This is a genomic window from Arthrobacter sp. 3Tela_A, assembly GCF_049311025.1.
Taxonomy (GTDB): Bacteria; Actinomycetota; Actinomycetes; order Actinomycetales; family Micrococcaceae; genus Arthrobacter_B.
The window spans coordinates 13,645-35,459 of the sequence record NZ_JAXIOM010000023.1 but is presented as its reverse complement, the minus strand read 5'-3'; the positions used below and the strand labels follow the sequence as shown (position 1 = coordinate 35,459).

Annotated in this window: 19 protein-coding genes; 11 read left to right on the top strand and 8 right to left on the bottom strand. The window is 67.1% G+C overall.

Features of this window, described 5'->3' with window-relative positions; genetic code table 11:
• Positions 1 to 3 precede the first annotated feature (3 nt).
• The 3 genes from TVC13_RS08790 to TVC13_RS08780 are packed head-to-tail and all read right to left on the bottom strand — an operon-like array spanning position 4 to position 5,704.
• Positions 4 to 1,620 carry a DUF5719 family protein gene (locus TVC13_RS08790; protein ID WP_422400836.1) on the bottom strand — a complete coding sequence of 539 codons (1,617 nt, stop codon included), beginning with the start codon at positions 1,618 to 1,620 and terminating at the stop codon, positions 4 to 6.
• Positions 1,620 to 5,126, bottom strand: a complete 3,507-nt coding sequence (locus tag TVC13_RS08785) for a glycosyltransferase (RefSeq protein ID WP_422400835.1) — start codon at positions 5,124 to 5,126, stop codon at positions 1,620 to 1,622. Before TVC13_RS08785 ends, TVC13_RS08790 begins: the two co-directional genes overlap by 1 nt.
• 29 nt (positions 5,127 to 5,155) lie before the next feature.
• Positions 5,156 to 5,704 carry a WhiB family transcriptional regulator gene (locus TVC13_RS08780; protein ID WP_422400834.1) on the bottom strand — a complete coding sequence of 183 codons (549 nt, stop codon included), beginning with the start codon at positions 5,702 to 5,704 and terminating at the stop codon, positions 5,156 to 5,158.
• A 256-nt stretch (positions 5,705 to 5,960) separates the two neighbouring features.
• Here TVC13_RS08780 and TVC13_RS08775 point away from each other — a divergent pair, with 256 nt between their 5' ends.
• Positions 5,961 to 6,668 carry a TIGR03089 family protein gene (locus tag TVC13_RS08775; RefSeq protein WP_422400833.1) on the top strand — a complete coding sequence of 236 codons (708 nt, stop codon included), beginning with the start codon at positions 5,961 to 5,963 and terminating at the stop codon, positions 6,666 to 6,668.
• Here TVC13_RS08775 and TVC13_RS08770 read toward each other — a convergent pair.
• On the bottom strand, positions 6,646 to 7,203 hold the full coding sequence (locus TVC13_RS08770; RefSeq protein ID WP_422400832.1) for a GtrA family protein: 558 nt from the start codon (positions 7,201 to 7,203) through the stop codon (positions 6,646 to 6,648). The genes TVC13_RS08775 and TVC13_RS08770 overlap by 23 nt on opposite strands.
• 178 nt (positions 7,204 to 7,381) lie before the next feature.
• Here TVC13_RS08770 and TVC13_RS08765 point away from each other — a divergent pair, with 178 nt between their 5' ends.
• From TVC13_RS08765 to manA, 4 genes are all read left to right on the top strand, one after another.
• Positions 7,382 to 8,554: a 5-(carboxyamino)imidazole ribonucleotide synthase gene (locus TVC13_RS08765; protein WP_422400831.1), complete on the top strand. Its 1,173-nt coding sequence runs from the start codon at positions 7,382 to 7,384 to the stop codon at positions 8,552 to 8,554.
• On the top strand, positions 8,551 to 9,078 hold the full coding sequence (purE, locus tag TVC13_RS08760; RefSeq protein WP_422400830.1) for a 5-(carboxyamino)imidazole ribonucleotide mutase: 528 nt from the start codon (positions 8,551 to 8,553) through the stop codon (positions 9,076 to 9,078). Before TVC13_RS08765 ends, purE begins: the two co-directional genes overlap by 4 nt.
• 9 nt (positions 9,079 to 9,087) lie before the next feature.
• Entirely contained in the window at positions 9,088 to 10,704 is a 1,617-nt protein-coding gene (locus TVC13_RS08755) for an LCP family protein (protein WP_422400829.1), read from the top strand.
• A gap of 73 nt (positions 10,705 to 10,777) precedes the next feature.
• Positions 10,778 to 12,097 (top strand): mannose-6-phosphate isomerase, class I, encoded by a 1,320-nt coding sequence (manA, locus tag TVC13_RS08750; RefSeq protein WP_422400828.1) that lies wholly within the window; start codon positions 10,778 to 10,780, stop codon positions 12,095 to 12,097.
• A 31-nt stretch (positions 12,098 to 12,128) separates the two neighbouring features.
• On the opposite strand, the gene TVC13_RS08745 is transcribed toward manA, so the two are convergent.
• Entirely contained in the window at positions 12,129 to 13,154 is a 1,026-nt protein-coding gene (locus tag TVC13_RS08745) for a lipid II:glycine glycyltransferase FemX (protein WP_422400827.1), read from the bottom strand.
• Between the two features lie 118 nt (positions 13,155 to 13,272).
• On the opposite strand from TVC13_RS08745, the gene TVC13_RS08740 reads away from it, so the two are divergent.
• On the top strand, positions 13,273 to 14,127 hold the full coding sequence (locus tag TVC13_RS08740) for a tryptophan-rich sensory protein (protein ID WP_422400826.1): 855 nt from the start codon (positions 13,273 to 13,275) through the stop codon (positions 14,125 to 14,127).
• Positions 14,128 to 14,192: 65 nt separating this feature from the next.
• On the opposite strand, the gene glpX is transcribed toward TVC13_RS08740, so the two are convergent.
• Positions 14,193 to 15,233, bottom strand: coding sequence for a class II fructose-bisphosphatase (gene glpX, locus TVC13_RS08735; RefSeq protein WP_055240249.1), 1,041 nt, complete (start codon positions 15,231 to 15,233; stop codon positions 14,193 to 14,195).
• A gap of 219 nt (positions 15,234 to 15,452) precedes the next feature.
• On the opposite strand from glpX, the gene TVC13_RS08730 reads away from it, so the two are divergent.
• The 5 genes from TVC13_RS08730 to TVC13_RS08710 all read left to right on the top strand — a co-directional run bounded on the left by TVC13_RS08730 (position 15,453) and on the right by TVC13_RS08710 (position 20,744).
• Positions 15,453 to 16,040 carry a DUF4245 domain-containing protein gene (locus tag TVC13_RS08730; protein ID WP_422400825.1) on the top strand — a complete coding sequence of 196 codons (588 nt, stop codon included), beginning with the start codon at positions 15,453 to 15,455 and terminating at the stop codon, positions 16,038 to 16,040.
• An 80-nt stretch (positions 16,041 to 16,120) separates the two neighbouring features.
• Positions 16,121 to 16,786, top strand: coding sequence for a carbonic anhydrase (locus tag TVC13_RS08725; protein WP_422400824.1), 666 nt, complete (start codon positions 16,121 to 16,123; stop codon positions 16,784 to 16,786).
• A 72-nt stretch (positions 16,787 to 16,858) separates the two neighbouring features.
• Complete coding sequence (locus TVC13_RS08720) at positions 16,859 to 18,280, top strand: class II fumarate hydratase (RefSeq protein WP_152228715.1); 1,422 nt, start codon at positions 16,859 to 16,861, stop codon at positions 18,278 to 18,280.
• A gap of 113 nt (positions 18,281 to 18,393) precedes the next feature.
• A complete protein-coding gene (locus tag TVC13_RS08715) occupies positions 18,394 to 19,047 on the top strand; it encodes a TetR/AcrR family transcriptional regulator (protein WP_422400823.1) in 654 nt (217 codons plus the stop codon).
• Positions 19,044 to 20,744 (top strand): MDR family MFS transporter, encoded by a 1,701-nt coding sequence (locus tag TVC13_RS08710; protein ID WP_422400822.1) that lies wholly within the window; start codon positions 19,044 to 19,046, stop codon positions 20,742 to 20,744. The genes TVC13_RS08715 and TVC13_RS08710 overlap by 4 nt, the downstream gene beginning before the upstream one ends.
• Before the next feature lie 31 nt (positions 20,745 to 20,775).
• Here TVC13_RS08710 and TVC13_RS08705 read toward each other — a convergent pair whose 3' ends face one another.
• Both TVC13_RS08705 and TVC13_RS08700 read right to left on the bottom strand, forming a co-directional pair.
• On the bottom strand, positions 20,776 to 21,246 hold the full coding sequence (locus TVC13_RS08705; protein ID WP_422400821.1) for an NUDIX hydrolase: 471 nt from the start codon (positions 21,244 to 21,246) through the stop codon (positions 20,776 to 20,778).
• 4 nt (positions 21,247 to 21,250) lie between these two features.
• Positions 21,251 to 21,763 (bottom strand): prepilin peptidase, encoded by a 513-nt coding sequence (locus TVC13_RS08700; protein WP_422400820.1) that lies wholly within the window; start codon positions 21,761 to 21,763, stop codon positions 21,251 to 21,253.
• Positions 21,764 to 21,815: the final 52 nt, after the last annotated feature.

Below are 21,815 nucleotides of genomic sequence, written 5' to 3'. Positions count from 1 at the left end.
AGGCTAGTAGCCGATTCCCACCTGAACGGAGCGGGCCCCGGAAGCACCTTCGGGGAGCGGCAGCACGGAAATACCCGGCCCCTCGCCGGTGACAAGCTGCGCGCCGTAGACCGCGTCGCCCACCGCACTGACCAGGACTGCGGCCAGGTCTCCGCTTCCGATGTCCCGGGACTGCAGCGTGACGGTCCGGCCTTCAGGGACCTGGATGGTCTTCTCCTCCTGCAGGGTTCCGTCGGTTCCCAGCGCCCGGACCCGGATTTCTGCTTCACCGTCGGGTGCAGCCAGGACCAGGGAAGAGTTCCCGCCGGGGGCGGCCACGGCGAGGTGTTCGCTGCCCAGCCGGGCGTCTGCGGGAGCAACAGCCAGTTCCACCCGTTCGCCGGGTTCGGTGCCGCGGCTGAACACCGCAGCGGCGGCCACAGCGACGTCGGCTGACAGGTCCAGGGTGTAGGTGCCTTCGGGAAGCTCCGCCAGCGGAATCTTTCCGACTGTGCCGGCCGGGACACTGAACACGCCGCCGCCGGGAATCTCCACCTCGCCCTTTTCGCCGAAGACCCGAAGATGCACGGAGGCATCAGAGGTTCCGGGCACCGCGACATTAAGAACCGGAGACACCGATTCGTAGCCGTCCTGTCCCGCGAGTTTCCTGGTGGTCTCCGGGGACTGCAGCGCGACGCCGGTGACTACCTGGCGCGGGCCGGGCGCCGCAGTCGGTTCAATGATTTCAACACCGCCGGCAGTGAGTCCGCGCAGGATGCTCTGTTCGATGAAGGCGCTTACGGGGCCGCCGGAACTGCGTACCCGTACCGCTGCGGACTCCTGACTGGAAGCCAGGCCGGCCAGGACGATGGACCGGGTCTGCCCCGGAGCCACCACGATTCCACGGCTGCCGCCGGTTTCGATCCTTCCCTCCGAGCCAAAGATCTCCAGGTCCACCGTCGCCGGGGTGACGGAGGGATTGTTCAGCCGCAGCACGGCGGTGGCGCCCACTGTGGTCCGGGCGCCCAGGAGCCACATATCGTTGGCCGGTGTCTGGCAGTTGGCAGCAGCCAGCCCGGCCAGGTCTCCGTCTGAGGCGGTGTAGCCCATAACGGCGTTGGCGACGGCCTGCCGGTCCCCGCTGGGTTCAGCCTCGAAGGCGGTAACCGAGGTGACTTCCTTGTTGGCCAGGACTCCGCCCAGCCGGGTGCCTGCCAGCGGAACGTCGGAACCCGGCTCCAGGGCTGCGACGGCAGCTCCGCTGCCAAGCACGGTCAATGCCGCCGGTGCCAGGGCTGCTCCCGCTCCGCCCACTACGGCGGTTGTGACGGCCGTGGACGCTGATTCGGATACCGGGCTGAACTCTGCATCCACTGAGGTGACGTTTCCGGCGAGCAGCCGCAGGGGTTCCGGGCATACGCCGGTAAGCGTGCCTGCGGGGACTTCGGTGGCCGGCGGCGCGGCGGCCAGCTCGGTGCGCGGCGGTGACGCGATGGCAGCGGCGGTGATCAGGGCACCGGCGGTTCCCAGCAGTACGGTGCCGGAGAGCACTGCATAGGCTTTTTTCCGGCCCGCGGCCCTGCGGCTGCGTCCCTCGGCACGGGATGAACCGCCTCCGGATGTTCCGGTGGGATCGGCCATCAGCGCACTCCTTCAGACGAGTTCTTTTTCACCGGCACGGCTGCATCCGGAGATGCTTCTGCTTTGGCGGCTCCCCTGGCGCGGCGCTTCCCGGGTGCTTTGTCCCGCCGGGCACGTGCCCCGGAACGGCTGTCCCGGGCGAGTGCCGGTTCCTTCCCGGGGCGCGGGGCCGGGTGGTCCTGCGCGGTATGCCGGTCCGCAGCGTCCTCCTCGTCCGCAGGCACGGGGGCAGCGGGTGTGCGTACCGGCCCCTGCCGTCCGGGCAGCCGGATGACGCCGGAACGGGACGGGGTGGGAACGGCCAGCAGTACTGTCAGGCCAAACACAATGATCTGCACGATTCCGGTCCATGGTTCCCACGGACTGTAGTAGCTGACCGTAAGTTCTCCGCCTTCCGCCGGAAGATCAAAGGCCTGTGCCCACCCGTCAGTGGCCGGTTCAAGTGCCTTGCCGTCCAGGCTGGCCCGCCAGCCTGTGTCGGCACGTTCGGCCAGCACCAGGCGCCGGCCCTCAGGCCCTTCCGGGATGTCAGTGTCGACGTTGGTCGTGGAAGAGGGAACCAGTTCCAGGGTCTGGCCGGCAGCATCCACAATGCGGACCCGCGCGGTCTGCCCGGCAACTGTTTCGGTGCCCTGCTCATCCAGTGATCCGGTTACCCGCCAGAGCCAGCCGGAGCCGGTCTGGCCAACCGAGGTCAGTCCCGGAACGGCGTCCACCCGGTCAGCAAGGAGTTCAGCCGCTGTGTCCGAGGTCTGCAGCACCACAAACCCCACGCCCAGCCGGGCAAGTTCCTCGCGCGGATCCACTCCGGTGCCTGCGGTGATAACCGCGACGGCGCCGCGTAGCGAGGCGGTCGCTTCGTCGTCGGGGGCATGCGTTTCGTCTCCAATGGTGCCGTCGACGGCGCGGGCGGCGTAGCCTGCGTTCAGTCCGTCCAGGGTGCTTCCGTCAGCACGCATCAGGGTCGCAGTGATTTGGTCTTCCGGCCCGATGGCCAGCACCAGTGCACGGGTCTGGTCCGCGCTGCTGCCGCGGTCGGCGGCGGTGGCCGGAAGCACCCGCGGGTCGGTTGGCCGGATGAAAAGTTCAAGTCCCGGCTGCACTCCGCTGGAGTTGGCGGCCGATGCCGCACCGGTGGACTGCGGAATGGTCCAGGCCGCCAGGCTCGCGGCGGGCCCGGCGCTGAGCAGGACGGCAACGGCGACGGCACCGGCCGCTGCCGGGCGGCGGGTCCGTCCGGTTTCGTTTTTCCGGCCGGCGAGCACCAGGTCCAGGGCAGGCAGGGCCGCGCAGAGCAGGGCGAAGACCGCGGCGGAGACCAGCGGACCCGGGAACGGGGTCACCAGTGCTGAGGAGGCGCTGCCGGTCACCAGGTAGGCCGATGCTGCAGATAATGCGAGGGCCGCGATGGCCATCAGCCAGCCGAGGCGGGCAGTTCCGGCACGGCTGGGGAAGAACAGTGCCGCGGCTGACAGCGCAGCGAGCGGGACGCCGACCAGCAGGGCAAGAACCAGGGCCCATGGACCCTCGGGCAGGAACCCAAGCCCTGCCACCGGGTCCCAGCTGCCAAACGCTGCGGGGTACCCAAGGAGCTGCTGCCACAGCGCCGCCGGTACGAACGGAAGCGGAACACCCGGATCTGCGGCGGCAGCGCGCAGGTTGCCGGACGCTGAAAGCACCACGGGCAGCAGGAGTGCTGCCGGGGCCAGCAGGGACCACCAGAGCGTGCGTGCCCGCGACCCCAGGCGCAGTGAAAGCACAAGGACCAGAAGCACGCCCAGGACGAAGAGCAGCGGGGCGCTGGCAGTCAGGACTGAAAGGAGCAGGCCCGCGGCGGCAGCGGCCGTCCAGCTCGGCACACCCTGGACGCCGGGCTTGCGCGGTCCCGGCTGCTGGTCGGCCGGGGTCCGGGCCGGGCGGGCAGCGGTACCTGCGCCCACGGCACGTGCCATGGCCAGGACCGTCAGGGGCAGAATGATGTGCGCGACCAGCGCGCCCAGGCGCCCCTGGCCGATGGAGACCTGCAGGGCGGGAAGGGTCCCCCAGACCATCGCAGCCCAGAACCTTGCTCCGGGACGCCGGGTCAGCGTGCCGGAGGCGAACCAGGCGCTCAGTCCGGCCAGCGGCATGGCCAGCAGGACCAGCACCACGACGGCGGCGTTGGCGTTGCCCAGGCCTGCAGCTCCGAGCAGCCACAGAACGTAGTCAAAGGGATCACCGTGGCCCGGGTAACCTGCGCCGACTTCGCTCCACCAGGAGCTTGCATTGGCCCAGATAGCCGAGAGTGTGTCCGAAACAGGAAGCAGCGCGCCTCCGGTAAGGGCCGGGGCGCCGACCAGCCGGTGCAGGCCGGCAATTGATGCAGCCGTCAGGAGCAGGGACGCGGCCAGGGCACCGGCACCGGACCAGGCACGTCCGGTAGCCAGGGCAGCGAAGTCGTCGTGCGCGTCACCGCTGGGTTCATACGGCTGGGCCGCGCCGGGTGTCTCCGCCCGGTAGGCGTTCGCAGCGGCGTCCGACTCGTGGACTGACCTGCGGTGCTCGCGGACCTCGCGCGGTGTGGTGACCAGCGCCCGGACCGTACTGCGCGGGAGTTTGCGGGTTGCCGCTGCCCTGCGCCGTGAGCGGTAGAGATCGACCGGCCGCAGCACAGCGGCGATGCTGGAAACCAGGGAGCCGGCAGCGTATCCGGGGTCCTTGGCCAGCATGCCAAGGAAGAACCGGCCGAATCCGCCGAGCACGGCGCCCAGTGCCAGGAACGGCACCTGCCAGGCCGGGGCGTGCTTGAGCCGCAGGAAGACTTCGGCTTTGCGGGAGGCGCGGGCGGTGGCAGCCGGGTTTGGCCGGCTTCCGGCATGGCGGACCCGTGCTGAGGGAACCACCACTACGCGGTTGCCGGCGAGCCGGTTGCGCCAGCAGAGGTCTATGTCATCCCCGGTGCCGGGCAGTGCGGGGTCAAAGCCGCCCAGGGCATCCCAGGCATCCCGCCGAATCAGCATGCCCGCGGAGTTGACTGCGAACACGTCGCTGCGGGAGTCGTACTGGCCCTGGTCCAGTTCATCGACGTCGATCATGGTCAGGCGCTCAGCCCAGCGGCTGATGGAGACTCCGACGTCGATCAGCTTGCGCGGGTTGTCCCACTCCACCTGCTTGGCCCCGGCAATGGTCACCGAGGGGGCCAGCTCCACGGCCCGCAGCAGCTGTGCCAGCGCCCCGGGATCGGGGGCGGAGTCGTCGTGAAGCAGCCACAGCCATTCCTGTGTACTGTCTGCGGGTTCAGCACGCCGGGGCAGCTGCTCCAGTCCTGCTTTGACTGCGGCGCCAAAACCGGACCGGGTTCCTGCACCGGTGACGGGGCTCCCTACGGGAAGCCCAAGCTGCAGGAGCGACGCGGATGCGTCAGCTGAGCCGGCGTCTACACCGATGCAGAAGTCTGCCGGCCGGGTCTGGGCCGCCAGGGCGGAGAGTGTTTCTGGGAGGTACTCGGCACCGTTGTGGGCTACCACTACGGCACATACGCGGACGTGCGAAAGAATTAGACTGCCTGCTTCCGGAGCCGGCGGCGTTCGCGCTCGGAAAGTCCGCCCCAGATGCCAAACCGCTCATCATTGGCCAGCGCGTACTCGAGGCACTGTGACCGCACGGTGCACGCTGCGCAGACCTTCTTGGCGTCCCGGGTGGAACCGCCCTTTTCCGGGAAGAAAGCTTCGGGATCGGTCTGGGCGCACAGGGCATCCGCCTGCCACCCGAGTTCACTTTCGTCTGCGTAGCCGTCCCCAATACCGGGCAGCCCGATCCAAACCGGACGCTGCTCGGTTTCTGCGGGGGCGGGGAAAAGGGAGATCGGCGGGTCCAGAAGGTCCTCGCCGCTCGGGGTTTCACCTCCGGCAAGGGCCTCGTGGGCAGCAAGGAAGGCGGTGGCTGCATCTTCAAGGCTGCCTCCGGCGCCTTCCCGGTAGCGGTCTGCCGCCTGCGGGTCAGCAGGGTCGACGTACCAGTCTCCGGGCACGCCGCGTGAGCCGTAACTCGTTGAAGCCTGCGCCTGGATGTCCGGCCGGCCCTGCATCTTCTCTGCTTGCCCCATGGAGTCCTCCCGGTGTAAATGCCCCAGCATCGGATATCTGGATTCACCCAGGCGACAATCAGCCTGCTGTGAACGCATGTAGGTCATGGTTTGCTGGAACAAATCCGTCCCCTAATTACACGCGTGTAATACGGTCACGTCAAGCTGTTTCGGCATCCTATAGAGTCGGAACCGTCTCACGGCGGCGCGCCACGCCGGAAATTTGCCCCGACCGGTTCCCGCAGCTCCGCCCCACCCTAGCGAAAGCGACAAACCCATGACGGTCAACCCGGTTCCCCACATACTGAACACGCTGAGGACCGAGCAGGCAACCTCACCTGCCCTGATCTGGTACGGGCCGGATTCCGAACGGGTGGAACTCTCCGGAAAGGTGCTGGACAACTGGGCCGCCAAGACGTCCAACTACCTCGCTGAGGAGCTCGACGCCGAACCGGGGACCACAGTCGAACTGGATCTGCCCGTTCACTGGAAGACGCTCGTCTGGGCTCTTGGCGCCTGGCAGGCCGGCTGCCCGATTGCACTGTCGGCAGCCGCAGGTGCCCCGGTTAGGGCCACGGCAGCCGATCCGGAGCCGAGGACTCCGGGCGAACTCGTGGCAGCGGTAGCGCTCCCGGCCCTGGCTATGTCCTGGCCGGACACCCTGCCGGGCGGAACCAGCGACTATTCGGCGGAAGTCCGGGCCTTCGCAGACACGTGGACGGGCCCGGCTTACCAGGATGAACCGGCCGAGGCCATAGCCGGCACAGCAGCGGACCCCGGCGTAGCTTTCAGCGCCCTCACCGAGGCGGAACCGGTTCAGGGACAGACTGTGCTGGCCCCCGCTGAGGCAGGGACACAGCGCGTCCTGGGAACGGCGCTGGCCGTATGGGCCCGGGGCGGAACGCTGGTTGTTACCGGCAGCGGCGTCGAGGCCACCGAGCGGATGCTGGCGGCGGAGAAGGTTACTGCTCGGCTCGGGGCCTGAGCGGCTTGGCCGGCTCTGCCGCGGCTTCCGGAGCCGCGGTATGGGCCGGGTCCACGGTGAGTTCCATGGCAAGCTCGTCGGCTTCAGCGTCGCTGGCCGTGCTGTTGAACACCCAGTACCGGTAGGCGAAGAAGCGAACCACGGTCGCGACGCCGATTCCAATGACACCGGCCATAAACAGGGTTCCGTTGTCCGTGATGCCCATCGGGTAGCGGGCGATCCAGGTGAACCCCGTGGAGATGAAGATCCCGATGCCGTTGATCAGGATGAACTGTCCAAACTCGCGGGCGACGTTGGACTGGCGGCGGTGGCGGAAGGTCCACCAGCGGTTGGCCACCCAGGAAAAGATCGTGGCGATCGTGGCTCCGGCAAAGCGGGCCTTGGCCGGGCTGCCCTCCATCACGCTGTGCATAAAGATCCAGGTCAGGCCGTTGTCCACCACAAATGCGACGGCTCCGACGGTGCCGAACTTGGCGACCTCCCGCCAAAAGGCAGACGCCAGGGACCTAAGCCAGGAAATAAATGATCGAATCATGACCCTCCGCGGCCAGTTATGTACGCACGGGGATTCCCGCCGGACGAAGGAACTGCCGCGCTATGGCACGGCAGAGACAACCCACTTTACCTTCCGTTCCTCGGATTTGGCCCTCGTCCCGCGGGTTTGGCCCGTGACACAGGGCAGGAACTTCGCGCAGCTTCGGTAACCTGTAGACGTGAGATTTCCTATTATCGGCGTTGTCGGCGGCGGCCAGCTGGCCCGGATGATGGCCCCGGCGGCCACCGAACTCGGGTTTGAGCTCCGGGTGCTGGCAGAAGGCCCAGATGTTTCCGCTGTTCCGGCTGTAGCCAATGCCGTAGTCGGTGACTACACCGATTACCAGACACTGCTGAGCTTTTCCCGCGGCGTGGACGTCCTGACGTTCGACCACGAGCACGTCCCCGGGGAGCACCTGCGTGCCCTCGCCGCAGAAGGCGTGAACGTCCAGCCCGGACCGGATGCGCTGGCGCATGCCCAGGACAAACTGGTGATGCGCGCAGCCGTGGACCGTCTGGGCCTGCCGAATCCCCGCTGGGCTGCCGTCTCCTCCGTCGCGGACCTGATCGATTTCGGCAAGGCGTCCGGCTGGCCGGTGGTGCTGAAGACCCCGCGCGGAGGCTATGACGGCAAGGGGGTGCGGATCATTGACGACGCCGCCGCTGCCGCGGCGGCAGCGGACTGGTTCACCGGCACTCCCCTGCTTGCTGAGGAAAAGGTTCCCTTCACCCGCGAACTTTCCGCTCTGATTGCGCGCACGCCGGACGGTGAAGCCGCGGCCTGGCCCGTAGTCCACTCCATCCAGGTCAACGGCGTCTGCGACGAAGTGATCGCCCCGGCCCAGGACCTGGCCCCGGAAACGGCGGCAGCGGCTGCGGAGGCAGCCCTGCGGATCGCCGCTGAACTGGGAGTGACCGGCGTCATGGCCGCTGAACTCTTTGAAACGCCCGGCCGGGGCCCAGGTTTCCTCATCAATGAACTGGCCATGCGCCCGCACAACTCAGGGCACTGGACCATGGATGGTTCGGTTACCGGCCAATTCGAACAGCACCTGCGCGCCGTGCTGGGGCTGCCGCTGGGCAGCACCGCACTGCTCGGCGGCGTGGCCGTGATGAAGAACTTCCTCGGCGCTGAGAACCCGGACCTGTACCTTGGTACCCGGCTGGCCCTCGCAGCCGAGCCGGCCGCCAAGGTACATAATTACGGCAAGACGGTGCGCCCGGGGCGCAAGGTCGGCCACGTCAACGTTGTCGGAGCCGCCGCTGCAGACCTGCCTGCTGTCCGGCGAAGCGCCGAACGGGCCGCAGCGATCATCCGCGACGGCCGCGAACCGAATGAGGAGAAGGCATGAGCACCGCCGTTAAGCCGCTGGTCGGCCTGGTCATGGGGTCGGATTCAGACTGGCCCGTCATGGACGCAGCCGCAGCGGCACTGGCCGAATTCGGCATCCCCTATGAGGCCGACGTCGTCTCTGCCCACCGCATGCCGGCCGAAATGATCGCCTATGGCCAGGAAGCACACCGTCGCGGCCTGCGCGTCATCATTGCCGGTGCGGGCGGCGCAGCCCACCTGCCGGGCATGCTCGCCTCCGTGACTCCCCTGCCGGTCATCGGCGTTCCCGTGCCGCTGAAGTACCTCGACGGCATGGATTCCCTGCTCTCGATCGTCCAGATGCCTGCCGGCGTTCCCGTGGCCACCGTGTCCATTGGCGGCGCCCGCAATGCCGGCCTGCTGGCCGTGCGCATGCTGGCTGCCGGCACCGATCCCCTCGCTGCAGGCCTGCAGCAGAAGCTCATTGATTTTGCCGGCGAACTCCGCCAGAGCGCCATGGCCAAGGGTGCCAGGCTGCGCACTGCGGTCCCGGAAAGCGCATAGGAGCGGCGGATGAGCAGAACAGCGGCGGGCGCGTCCGGGACCGTTTACACGGACCCGGTCCGATACCCGCAGTCGGCATCACCCCGGCTGCGCAACAAGCGGGCCTTCCTGCTGCTGTTCCTGACGCTGGTTCTTCCCGGCTCCGCGCAGGTGGTGGCCGGGGACCGGCGGCTGGGCCGGATGGCCCTGCGGATCACGTTCCTGGTCTGGGCTGCAGTGATCGCAGTGGCGGTGCTGGCGCTGACCAACAGGATCCTGCTGGTGAACATCTTCACCAACCGCTGGGGTTCCTTCCTGATCATGGCGCTGCTCGCCCTGCTCGCTGTCGGCTGGGCGCTGCTGTTCCTCAACACTTTCCGCATCATCCGGCCGCCCCTGCTGCAGCGGAACATGCGCCCGGCCGTTGCCGCGGCAATGGTCGTGCTGATGGCCGTCACCAGCGGCGGGCTGGGCTACGGCGCGTGGCTGCTGAACGTCAGCCGGCAGACCTTCGACAACATCTTCGCTTCCGGTCCCGCCTTTGACCCGGTGGACGGACGCTACAACTTCCTCCTGCTCGGCGGGGACGCCGGCGCCGACCGCACCGGCCTGCGCCCGGACAGCATGTCCGTATTCAGCGTGGACGCCGACACCGGTCAGATCGTCACCTTCGGCCTGCCGCGGAACTTCCAGAACGCCCCGTTCACTGACGGTTCCCCGCTCTGGCAGGTCTTCCCCGACGGCTACAGCTGCGGCGATGAGTGCATCCTGAACAGCCTTTACCCCGTGGTCGCCGAGCAGTATCCCGACCTCTACCCGGACTCCCAAGATCCCGGCGCCGAGGCCATGATGGATGCCGCCGGCGGCATCCTGGGACTTGAGATCCAGTCCTACGTGATTGTGGACATGGAGGGTTTTTCCTCCCTCATCGATGCCATGGGCGGCGTGAAGATCGACGTCGGCGGCTGGGTTCCCATAACCGCGGCGGAAATCCCCGGCACCAACCTGCACTACCCGCCGGACGGCTGGATCGCCCCCGGCGTGCAGACCATGGACGGCTACACCGCACTCTGGTACGCCCGTTCGCGCGAATTCGTCACCGACTACCACCGCATCGCCCGCCAGCAGTGCGTCCAGCAGGCCATGGTGGCCCAGCTGGACCCTGCCACACTGCTGACCCGGTTCCAGGCCATTGCGTCGGCCGGCGAGCAGGTGGTCCACACCGACATTCCGCAGGACCAGCTGGGCAGCTTCGTGGACCTCGCCCTGAAGTCCAAGAACCACGAGGTCCAGCGGATGACCATTGGCCCGCCGGACTTCGGTACTGCAGCGGATAACTTCGTCACCTACCCAGACTTCGACCTGATCCACTCCCGGGTGCAGGAGATGCTCACCGAAACCGATGCCGCGGCTGAGGCAACGCAGGAGCAGGCGCCCCCGGCGCCGGTGGACGACGGCGCGATCGGCCAGGACGATCCGGCTGCGGAAGCGGCACCTGAACCGGCTGCCCCGGCGCCCGCACCGGAACCCGCTGCCCCTGCCGGCCCGGAAATCACCGAAGAGTATCTCCAGGAACTGGCCCGCCTGGGTGACACGGCTACGCTGGGCATGCTGCTGGACAACAACGGGGTCTGCAGCGCCGGCTGACCCGCCGGTCCCTCCTCCCCTGCCGTGTACCGGGCCTCTCGGTCCGCGGCCACCACATACCGAAGAGAGAGACATGTATCTGCTTTCAGGCACCCTCCGCCCCTACGCCTGGGGTTCCCTGACGGCCATGGCTGAGCTCTTTGGCCGTGACCCGAGCGGGGAACCCGAAGCTGAGCTTTGGTTCGGCGCCCATCCCGGTGCGCCGTCCCCTGTCCTTGGCGGGGAACCTGCCACCCTTGATGAGCTCATTGCCCGGGACCCGGAGCAGCTGCTGGGCCGGGAGACCGTTGCCGTGCACGGACCGGCCCTGCCGTTCCTTGCGAAGGTGCTCGCTGCCGGATCACCGCTTTCGCTCCAGGTCCATCCCACCAGGGAACAGGCACAGGCCGGCTTCGCTGCCGAGGAAGCCGCCGGCGTTGACCGTGCAGCGGCAGACCGGAACTACAAGGATGCCAACCACAAGCCGGAGATGATCTTCGCGCTGACGGACTTTGAAGCACTCTGCGGCTTCCGCCGGCCGGAGGACGCGGCGCAGCTTTTCCGCAGCGTCTCCCGGCTGGTGGAGGCCACGGGCCGGCCGGCACCGGAACTGCTGGCCCAGACCGCGTCTGACCTGGAGTCCGGACGCCCGGAAACCGAACGGCTTGAAGGCGTATTCCGCCGCCTGATCAGCGGGGGCGAGGAAGTCCGCGAAGCTGTTGCTGCCGCGGCCGGCGCCGTCCGGGCGCAGGACACAGCCGGCCGGGCCGAACTCGATCCGGCCGTGGCTGAACTCGATGAGCTGGACGGCTACTATCCCGGGGATCCCGGTGTGCTGATCTCCCTGCTCCTGAACCGTGTGTCCCTCTCCCCCGGAGAAGCGATCTACCTCCCGGCAGGAAACGTCCACGCCTACCTGCGCGGTCTTGGGGTGGAGGTCATGGCGTCCTCGGACAACGTGCTCCGCGGAGGGCTGACGCCCAAGCACGTGGACCTGCCGGAGCTGCTGAAGACCATCGATTTCCAGGCCCTGGGGATTCCCCGAGTAGAGGCAGAGCGCACCGGGCTGGGCCAGGAACTCTACCGGCCGCCGTTCTCCGAGTTCTCGCTTCAGCGGCTGGAGCTGGCGCAGACCGCCGGCGCTGAAAGCATGTCATCGGCGGACGTTCCGCTGCTGCAGAACGGACCCACCCTGGTCATGGCGCTGCGCGGTTCGCTGGTGCTTGATTCGCCGAAACAGGACCTGATCCTGAACCCGGGAGACTGCGCGTTCATCGGCGCCGACGAGGCACCGGTGATCGCCAAGCTGGCCGCGCATTCGGCCCAGCACGACGACGGCGCGCTGGCCTTCGCCGTGACCGCAGGCTCCGCTTCCCCGGCAGCGGACCCGGAGGCACCGACCCTGCGGATCTAGCACCGGGGACCGCGGAAGCGGAAGCCGGGACCTAGCGTCCCAGCCTGCTGCGGAGGGCACCGATTCCGCTGCGGACCTTCCGCAGGGCCGTCTGGGCCAGCGGCAGCGCATTGGTGAAGACCGGGTAGAGCGGGGACAGCGGCTTATCCCAGGTTCCGGCCAGCATGTTTTCATGCTGCGCCCAGCCCATCTTGAACTTGGACACCCCGTCGTTGAGCAGGCCGTTGAAGTCGTAGCGGGTGATGCCCCGGGCCTTCATCTCCTGGATGGCGAGCCATTTCAGGGCATAGTTCGCCCGTAGGCGTTCGCCTTCCTCGCTCATCCCGCCGTACAGTTCGAAAGCGGTGAAGCCGCTGGCAGACAGCCACAGGAATGCGACGACGTCGCTACCCTTGAACGCGGCGTAAACCGGGGAATCTTCGCCCAGGTTGTCGAAAATATCCAGGTAGTAGGCGTCTTCGTGGATACCAAAGCCTGCCCGCTCAGCCGTCTGCTTGTAGACCGCCAGGCACTGCGAAAGCTCTTCGCGCCGAACCGCGCGGTACTCCAGCTCCTCGCGTCCGGATTTGCGGATGTACTGCCGGTGTTTCTTGCTCATGGCAGCCAGCAGCTCATCTTCCTCCCGGCTGAGGTCCAGGATGAGGGTGCGAGGGATCAGGATGGTGTTCGTGCTGGGCCGGAATCCGGCACCGGGCAGCGCTGCCGCAGCCGGGGAGTCCGCATCCCAGTCAGGTTCGATGGTCAGCGCTACTGCATGGTGTTTTGCCTTGGCGTAGCCGGCGGCGGCGGTGAGCAGTTCGGCTTCGCGGCCCGGCTCCCCCTGGGGTCCGCGCGGAATGTAGGCAAGGGCCCGGAAGGGGAACGGCAGCCGGCGGATCAGCAGCTGCGCCGTGCCGACTACGGTTCCGCCGTCGGAAAACAGCAGCCGTTCGGCCTGCCAGCCGTGCTCGGCCTTGGTCTTTCCCCACCCCCACAGCTGCTGCGGGTGCCCGTTGAACTGGTTGACGAGGCCATTCCAGCGGGATGGATCAGTGCAGGGAGTAACGCTCAATGTCATGCCATCTAGCCTACGTGGAAGCCGGCACCGGCTTCGAACGCGCGGTTGTTATGGAGCTGAGACCGTAGGCAGAGCGAAAGGCACCAGAAATACTAAGCATGCTTTGTTAGGCTCGACTATGGCTACTTCGACCCCCAGAACCTCTAGTCCATCCGGCGCTGCCGGCAGCGGAACCGGGCCCACGGGCAGCTACTCCGGCAGCGATCTGGCCCGGCAGCTGACCGTCACCGCGTCCTTCATCATCTGCATCATCGGCTCTGTCATTGGCGTGGGTGTCTTCGGCGGCACCCCCATCGCCGAAGCGGCCGGCGGGGCACTGAGCGCGGACGCCACCTATCTCGCCCCGGCCAGCCCCGCCTTCTCGATCTGGTCCGTGATCTATACCGGACTCGGCGCGTACACCATCTACCAGTGGCTGCCCTCACAGCGCACCTCGAACCGACAGCGCCGGCTCGGCTGGCTGGTAGCTGCCTCGCTGATCCTGAACGCCGCCTGGATCCTCAGCGTCCAGGCCGGATCCGTCCCGCTCTCCGTCGTCGTCATTGCGGCACTGCTGGTGGTCCTGGCACTGATCTTCGCCCGCTACGCGCGCAGCCGCCCGGACAGCCTGCTCGGCGCCGTCGTCGTGGACGGAACGCTTGGCCTGTACCTGGGCTGGGTCTGCGTGGCCATCTGTGCCAACATCGCCTCTGCGCTGACCTCCGGCGGGTTCGACGGCTTTGGCCTGGACCCTGTGGTGTGGGCGGGCATCGTGCTGGCTGCAGCCGCCGCCGTCGGCGTTGGCCTCGCGCTCTACGGCCGGGGCCGGCTGGCACCGGCAGCCGCCCTCGCCTGGGGCCTGTCCTGGATCGCCGTCTCCCGGGTGAACGGGGAACTGCTCTCCACCCCGACGGCGGTGCTCGCCGCTGCGGCCGCCGCCGTCGTCGTGATCGCAACGATTGGTGCGCGGGTGGCGGAGATCCGCCGGAACTAGTCCGCGCATGCAAAGAGGAGGCCCGGACATTGTCCGGGCCTCCTCTTTATGCGGCTTGCGGGTGCTTAGCGGAGGCGGGCGTAGGACTCCCACTTGTGGGACTGGTGCTCGCCGTCAACCATGCGGATGGTTCCGGACTTGGAACGCATCACGATCGACTGGGTCAGAACGCGGTCCTTCTTGTAGCGCACGCCGCGGACCAGGTCGCCGTCGGTGATGCCGGTGGCAGCGAAGTAGCAGTTGTCGCTGGTGACCAGGTCGTTCGTGGAGAGCACCCGGTCCAGGTCGTGGCCGGCGTCGATGGCCTTCTGCTTTTCCTCGTCCGAGGTCGGCCACAGGCGGCCCTGGATGACTCCGCCAAGGGTCTTGACCGCGCAGGCGGTGATAATGCCTTCAGGGGTGCCGCCGATGCCCATCAGGGCGTCGACGTCGGTACCCTCGCGGGCTGCTGCGATGCCGCCGGCGACGTCGCCGTCCATCAGCATCCGGGTACGCGCACCGGCGTCGCGGATTTCCTGGACCAGCGGCTTGTGCCGGTCCCGCTCCAGGATCATGACGTTGAGCTGGTTGATCTTCTTGCCCTTGGCCTTGGCGATCAGGTGCAGGTTCTGCTTGACCGGAAGGCGAAGGTCCACCATGTCCGCTGCTTCGGGACCGGTGACCAGCTTTTCCATGTAGAACACGGCGGAGGGATCGAACATGGTTCCGCGCTCTGCGACGGCCAGCACGGCCAGGGCGTTGTTGATGCCCAGCGCGGTGAGGCGGGTGCCGTCGATCGGATCCACGGCGACGTCGCAGAGCGCACCGGTGCCGTCACCCACATGCTCGCCGTTGTAGAGCATGGGAGCTTCGTCCTTCTCGCCTTCACCGATGACCACAACGCCGTTGAAGTGGACGGTGGAGATCAGGGAGCGCATGGCGTCCACAGCAGCGCCGTCGGCCGCGTTCTTGTCGCCGAACCCGACCCAGTGGCCGCCGGCAATGGCGGCAGCTTCGGTGACGCGGACCAGTTCGAGCGCTAGGTTCCGGTCCGGCTCGTCGTCGCCGACTGCCAGAGCGGGTGAAAGAGTTGAGTACTGGGCACCTTGGGACACGTCTAACCTCATCTTTGAAATTCGGGCCGCACTGTCTGGAATTGTCTGGAATTGCCTCAAAAGGCGGTTCCAGACAGCTGGCCCGCTGCTGTTCCTTGCTCCGATCATAGTCGCCAAGTGGCCCGCACCACTGCTGGACTCCCGCATTTCACGTCGGCTGACGCTTCGGGGCCCCCGGCCGCGCTTGCGCAGGAATAGGACTTGCCGCCCCGGATAGGCGATCATGGAAGAGTGAGTGAGCAGCAGCAGCCCGAAGAGCCAGTAACCCCCACCCTGACCGCCAAGCAGGCCAAGCGTGCCAACGCTACGGTCATTGGAATGCTCATTGCCACCGGAATCACGCTGGCAATTGTGCTAGTGCCGGTGCTGCTGAACCCGTACCAGAAGCCGCAGCCGCGCAACGTGGACGTGCAGGCCATTGCCTCCGAGGCAGCCGCCGACGCTGGCTACGATCCGCTGGCCCCTGAGCTCCCTGACGGCTGGACGGCAAACTACGCGCGCTGGGACTCCGGCGTCAACAGCGGCGTTCCGGCCTGGGAAGTGGGATATCTCACCCCGGATACCGAGTTCATCCGGCTGACACAGACAAACACGGCGAACCCCACCTGGGTTTCCCAGACCACCAAGGACTCCCTGGTGGCCGGTGAACGGACCGCCGGCGGTGCCGTCTGGCAGCTCCGCGACAGCGCCAACGGTGAAGCCCACCTGGTCACGGAGGTCAACGGCATGACCGTTGTCCTCAGTTCCGAGGCAGACCTCGCCACAGTAGACGTCCTGGCTGAAGCAGCACTTTCAGACCTAGCGTCCGCCGGGCAGTAACACCCCCGGGGCCCGGCCGCGGGCGACTTGCGGCGGTAACAGAACAGCGGATCGGCGTTGAATCGCCGTATTGTTGTACCGTGACCGAATTGAACAGCCCCCTTACTTCTCCCCTCACTCCCGCCCAGGCCTGGCAGCGCCTGCGCGAAGGCAACGACCGGTTTGTCTCCGGCACCTCCCGGCACCCGAACCAGGATGCACCCCGGCGCAGTTCCCTCGTCAACGAGCAGAACCCCTTCGCCGTGATCTTCGGCTGCTCGGATTCCCGGCTCGCTGCCGAAATCATCTTCGATCTGGGCCTGGGTGATGTTTTTGTTGTCCGTACGGCCGGACAGGTCACCGACGACGCCGTGCTGGGTTCGCTCGAATACAGCGTCGGCGTCCTGGGCGTTCCGCTGATCGTCATCCTGGGCCATGACAGCTGTGGCGCCGTCACTGCTGCCAAGCACACCGTGGACACCGGCTCCATGCCGGCCGGCTACGTTCGCAATCTGGTTGAGCGAATCACCCCCTCCGTCCTCGCGGCCCGCCGCAACGGCCTGGAGGACGTCAATGACATGGTGGTTGAGCACACCCGCCAGACCGCCGAGCGCCTGGTGGAAAGCTCCCGCCTGATTTCCGACGCCGTTGCCTCCGGCTCCACCGCCGTCGTCGGGCTCTCCTACCGGCTCGCTGAGGGCCGTGCCGACCTGGTCTCCAGCATCGGCACCCTGGAGACTGAAACCACTGGTCTCGCGGCCGGCTAACGGGCAGGAAATACCGCCCCATTCCGACACGCGTTTTCAGCGCCGGCGGGCGCGCCGACTAGGCTGGTAGCCATGACTTCCAACTCCGCTGAATACCGCATTGAACATGACACGATGGGTGAGGTCCGCGTCCCGGTAAACGCCCTTTACCGCGCCCAGACCCAGCGCGCCGTGGAGAACTTCCCGATCTCCGGCAAGCCGCTGGATGACGCGCACATCGAAGCGCTGGCCCGCATCAAGAAGGCTGCCGCCACCGCCAACGCAGAACTGGGAGTGCTCGACGACGAGCGCGCCAAGGCGATCGCTGCTGCTGCTGACGAGGTTGCAGCCGGCAAGCACAACGGCCAGTTCCCGATCGACGTGTTCCAGACCGGTTCCGGCACGTCCTCGAACATGAACACCAACGAGGTCCTGGCCGAGCTCGCCACCCGTGCCCTGAAGGCAGCCGGCAGCGAGACCTCCGTTCACCCGAATGACCACGTCAACGCCTCCCAGTCCTCCAACGACGTCTTCCCGACCTCGGTCCACGTTGCCGCCACCTCCGCCCTGATCAACAACCTGATCCCGGCGCTGGAACACCTGGCCGTCTCCCTGGAGCGCAAGGCCGAAGAGTTCAAGGACGTCGTCAAGTCCGGCCGCACGCACCTCATGGACGCCACCCCGGTGACCCTGGGCCAGGAATTCGGCGGCTACGCTGCGCAGGTCCGCTACGGCATTGAGCGTGTCCAGGCCTCCCTGCCCCGCGTGGCCGAGGTTCCCCTGGGCGGCACCGCCGTCGGCACCGGCATCAACACCCCGGCCGGCTTCCCGCAGCGTGTGATCGAACTGCTGGCAGCCGATACCGGCCTGCCGCTGACCGAAGCACGGGACCACTTCGAGTCCCAGGCCAACCGCGACGCCCTCGTTGAGGTCTCCGGCATGCTGCGCACCATCGCGGTGTCCTTCTCCAAGATCGCCAACGACCTGCGCTGGATGGGCTCCGGCCCCAACACCGGACTGGGCGAAATCGCCATCCCCGACCTGCAGCCGGGCTCCTCGATCATGCCGGGCAAGGTCAACCCCGTCATCTCCGAGGCCGTCATGCAGGTTGCCGCACAGGTAGTGGGCAACGACGCCGCCATCGCCTGGGCCGGCACCTTCGGCTACTTCGAGCTCAACGTCGGCATCCCCGTCATCGCCTCGAACCTGCTGGAATCCATCCGCCTGCTGGCCAACTCCTCCGTGATCATGGCGGACAAGATGATCGACGGCATCGAAGCCAACGTTGAGCGCGCCCGCTACCTGGCTGAGGCATCCCCGTCGATCGTGACCCCGCTGAACAAGTACATCGGCTACGAGAACGCCGCCAAGATCGCCAAGTTCGCGGTCAAGGAAGGCAAGACCATCCGCCAGGCCGTCGTCGAACTCGGCTTCGTCGAGCGCGGAGAGGTCACCGAGGAACAGCTTGATGCTGCCCTCGACGTCCTCTCGATGACCAAGCCGCCGCAGGCTTAGTCTTCCGGATTCAAGGAGGGGCCGCCGGATTGCCGGCGGCCCCTTTTTGCTGCGCTTTTACAGCATGGATGACCTATTTGCACTGAGCGCCGCAGCGTGCAAAAGTTTACTTCGTGAAGAATAGTGCAGATTTCGACGGCAGCCTCCGGGAACGCAAGCGGGCAGCTACCCACAGCGCCATTACCAGTGCTGCCCGGGGCCTCACCGCGGAACACGGACTCGCCGGCTTCACCGTGGAGGAACTCTGCGAGCAGGTGGGCATCTCCCGGCGCACCTTCTTCAACTACTTCCCCGCAAAGGAAGATGCCGTGCTCGGCGCCCCTGCCGCGCTTCCGGAGGAACTCACCGACCCGTTCATCGCGGCCGGCACCCCGGGCCCCGGGCTGTCCCCCACCCTGCTCCAGGACCTCGTGGATCTTTCCGTGGCCCATATGGAATCCATGGCCGTCTCCCGGGCCGAGCTCACCCAGCTCAAGGACGCCCTGTCCACCGAACCCAAGCTGGTTCTGAAACTGATGCAGGGCACCCGCGAGGCAGACGAGCGCCTGCGCCGCCTCATCGCCCGGCGCGAGCACCTTGAACCCGCAGATCCCCGTATCACCGCCGTGACCACAGTCTTCTCCGCCCTCATCCAGCGCGCCGGACCGGAGTTCTTCGATCCGGACAACAAGCGCAGCTACCGCGCGGTGCTCACCTCCGCAGTCGAGTCCGCCCGGGCTGCCTTTTCTTCCTTCTCTCCCGTCACTGCCAGCAAGGACCCATCATGACCACCACCGCCGCGCGCTCCTCCGGACCGCTGCTGCTGACCCAGAAACGCATCTGGATCATCTTCTCCGCCCTCATCGCGGGCATGCTCCTGTCCTCCCTGGACCAGACGATCGTCTCCACCGCCATGCCAACGATCGTCGGCGAACTGGGCGGCGTGGAACACCAGACCTGGATCACCACGGCCTACCTGCTGGCAACCACCATCGTGATGCCCATCTACGGCAAGTTCGGCGACGTCCTGGGCCGGCGCAACCTCTTCCTCTTCGCAATCGCCCTGTTCACTCTGGCCTCTGTGGGCTGCGCCTTCGCAACCGACTTCTGGATGTTCGTCCTGTTCCGTGCCATCCAGGGCCTGGGCGGCGGCGGCCTGATGATCCTCTCCCAGGCGATCATCGCGGACATTGTTCCGGCCAATGAACGCGGCAAGTACATGGGCCCGCTGGGCGGCATCTTTGGCCTCTCTGCCGTCGCCGGCCCCCTGCTGGGCGGATTCTTCGTTGACCACATGACCTGGCAGTGGGCGTTCTACATCAACATTCCCATTGGCATCGCCGCCTTCCTGATCGCGTTCTTCACCCTCACGCTGCCCACGAAGAAGGCGGAAAAGCGGATAGACCTTCCCGGCGTCGTCCTGCTCTCCATCGCCACCACCTGCCTGATCTTCTTCACCGACTTTGGCGGGGACGCCGACCGCGGCTGGACCGACCCGCTGACGCTGGCGTTCGGGGCCGGTCTGCTGGCAGCTGCCTTCGCCTTCGTGCTGGCCGAGCGCCGGGCCGAAGACCCGATCATTCCGCTGAGCCTGTTCAAGAACCCCATCTTTGTGAACAGCACCGCAATCGGCTTCACCCTCGGCATGGGCATGTTCGCTGCCCTGGCCTTCCTGCCCACCTTCCTGCAGATGTCCACCGGCACCTCCGCGGCCGAATCCGGGCTGCTGATGCTGCCCATGATGGTGGGCATGATGGGCACTTCGATCTGGTCCGGCCTGGCCATCACCAAGACCGGCAGGTACAAGAAGTACCCGATCGCCGGCGGCATCCTGGTCCTCGCTGCCCTGCTGTGGATGACCATGCTCACCGCCGAGACTCCGGTCTGGGTGATCTGCTCCCAGCTGTTCGTCTTCGGTGCCGGTCTGGGCCTGATCATGCAGGTTGTGGTGCTGGTGGTGCAGAACTCCGTGCCGGTGGACCAGATCGGCACAGCCACGTCCTCGAACAACTACTTCCGCGAGGTCGGCGCCTCCTTGGGTGTGGCCATTTTCGGCGCCATGTTCACCACCCGCCTCTCCGAGAACCTGATGGGTGTCTTCGAAGGAGCCGGGTTCGACGCCGCTGCCGCCGGCGAGGCGACAGCCACCCTGCAGCCGGCCGCCATGGCCGCCCTCCCCGAGCCCGTCCGGGACGGAATCGTCAACGCCTACGCCGAGTCCCTCGCCCCGGTCTTCTGGTACCTCGTGCCGTTCCTGGCCCTGGCACTCATCCTTGCCTTCTTCCTCAAGGAGATTCCGCTCTCCGACGTGGCAGGCATGGTTGCACGCGGTGAAGCCGTGGGCGGAGAGGAAGCTGACCGGCTCGAGGCTGAGCGGCTTGCCGCAGCGTCCGGCGCGGCTCCTTCTCCAGAGGATGCTGCGTCCTCGGCGCGGGACAATTCCGGGGCGGCCAATCCTCCGGACCAGCAGCCGGAACGGCGCTAGCGCCCCCAGCGGGTTCCCTGTGGCGTCCGGTTTACGCCTCGAAGACGGGCACTCCGGTGGAGTCCCGTGCTAGGTCAATGAGCATCCGGTGCCGGGCGTTGAGCTCGGGCAGCGCATCGAGGGCGAACCAGCGCACGTCGGTGGATTCGTCGTCGTTCACCCGGGCGGCGCCTGCAACCCAGGCGCACCGGAAGACCAGGTTCAGGAACTGGCAGCGGTCCTGGTTCGGGAACATGATCGGGTCCGTAGTGCCCACGTGGATGAGGTGTTCCAGCTTCGCCTGCACTCCGGTCTCTTCCTCCACCTCGCGCAGCAGGCCGGGACCGGGTTCTTCCCCGGGTTCCAGGATGCCGGTGATCAATGTCCAGCGCCCGTTGTCCGCCCGCCGGCACAGCAGCACCTCGCCTTCCGGGTTGAAGACGACGGCGGCAACTCCGGGCAGCCACAGCAGCTCGTGGCCCACTTTTTCGCGCAGGGACAGAATGAAGTCGGGTGTGGGCATGGCACTACTCTAGGCCAGGGACTGCGAGCGCCAGCAACGCGCCGGCAAGCATAAACGGACCGAACGCGATCCGGGTCTTTCCGGTTCCCCGGCGGGAGGCCACCAGCCCCAGGCCCCACATGCCACCCAGCACGAACCCTGCCGCAGCGCCGGCCAGCAGGTAGCCGAAGCCCGCAAACCCCAGGTAGAGCCCCAGGACACCGGCAAGCTTCACGTCTCCCAGCCCCAGCCCGGACGGCGACACCACCCGCAGCAGCAGATACCCGCTGAGCAGAAGCACTCCGCCGAGCGCCATGGACGCGAAACGCCCGGGTTCCCCGGCGGTGAGCGCGGCCGCTCCCAGCAGCAGGGCAGAGACAGGATAGGCCGGTAATACGAGGCGGTCCGGCAGCCGCCGTGTCCGAATGTCCTCGACCGCCAGCTTCCAGGCCAGCACCACCAGGTACCACAGCGCCGCGGCGAGCAGCAGGGCTGAAAGGAGCTGCCCGCTCCAGTACTCCCCCAGGATCCCCCACATGCGCCCTACGGTACGCCACCGCAGAACCGGGCATACCGCAGGACGCAGCAGC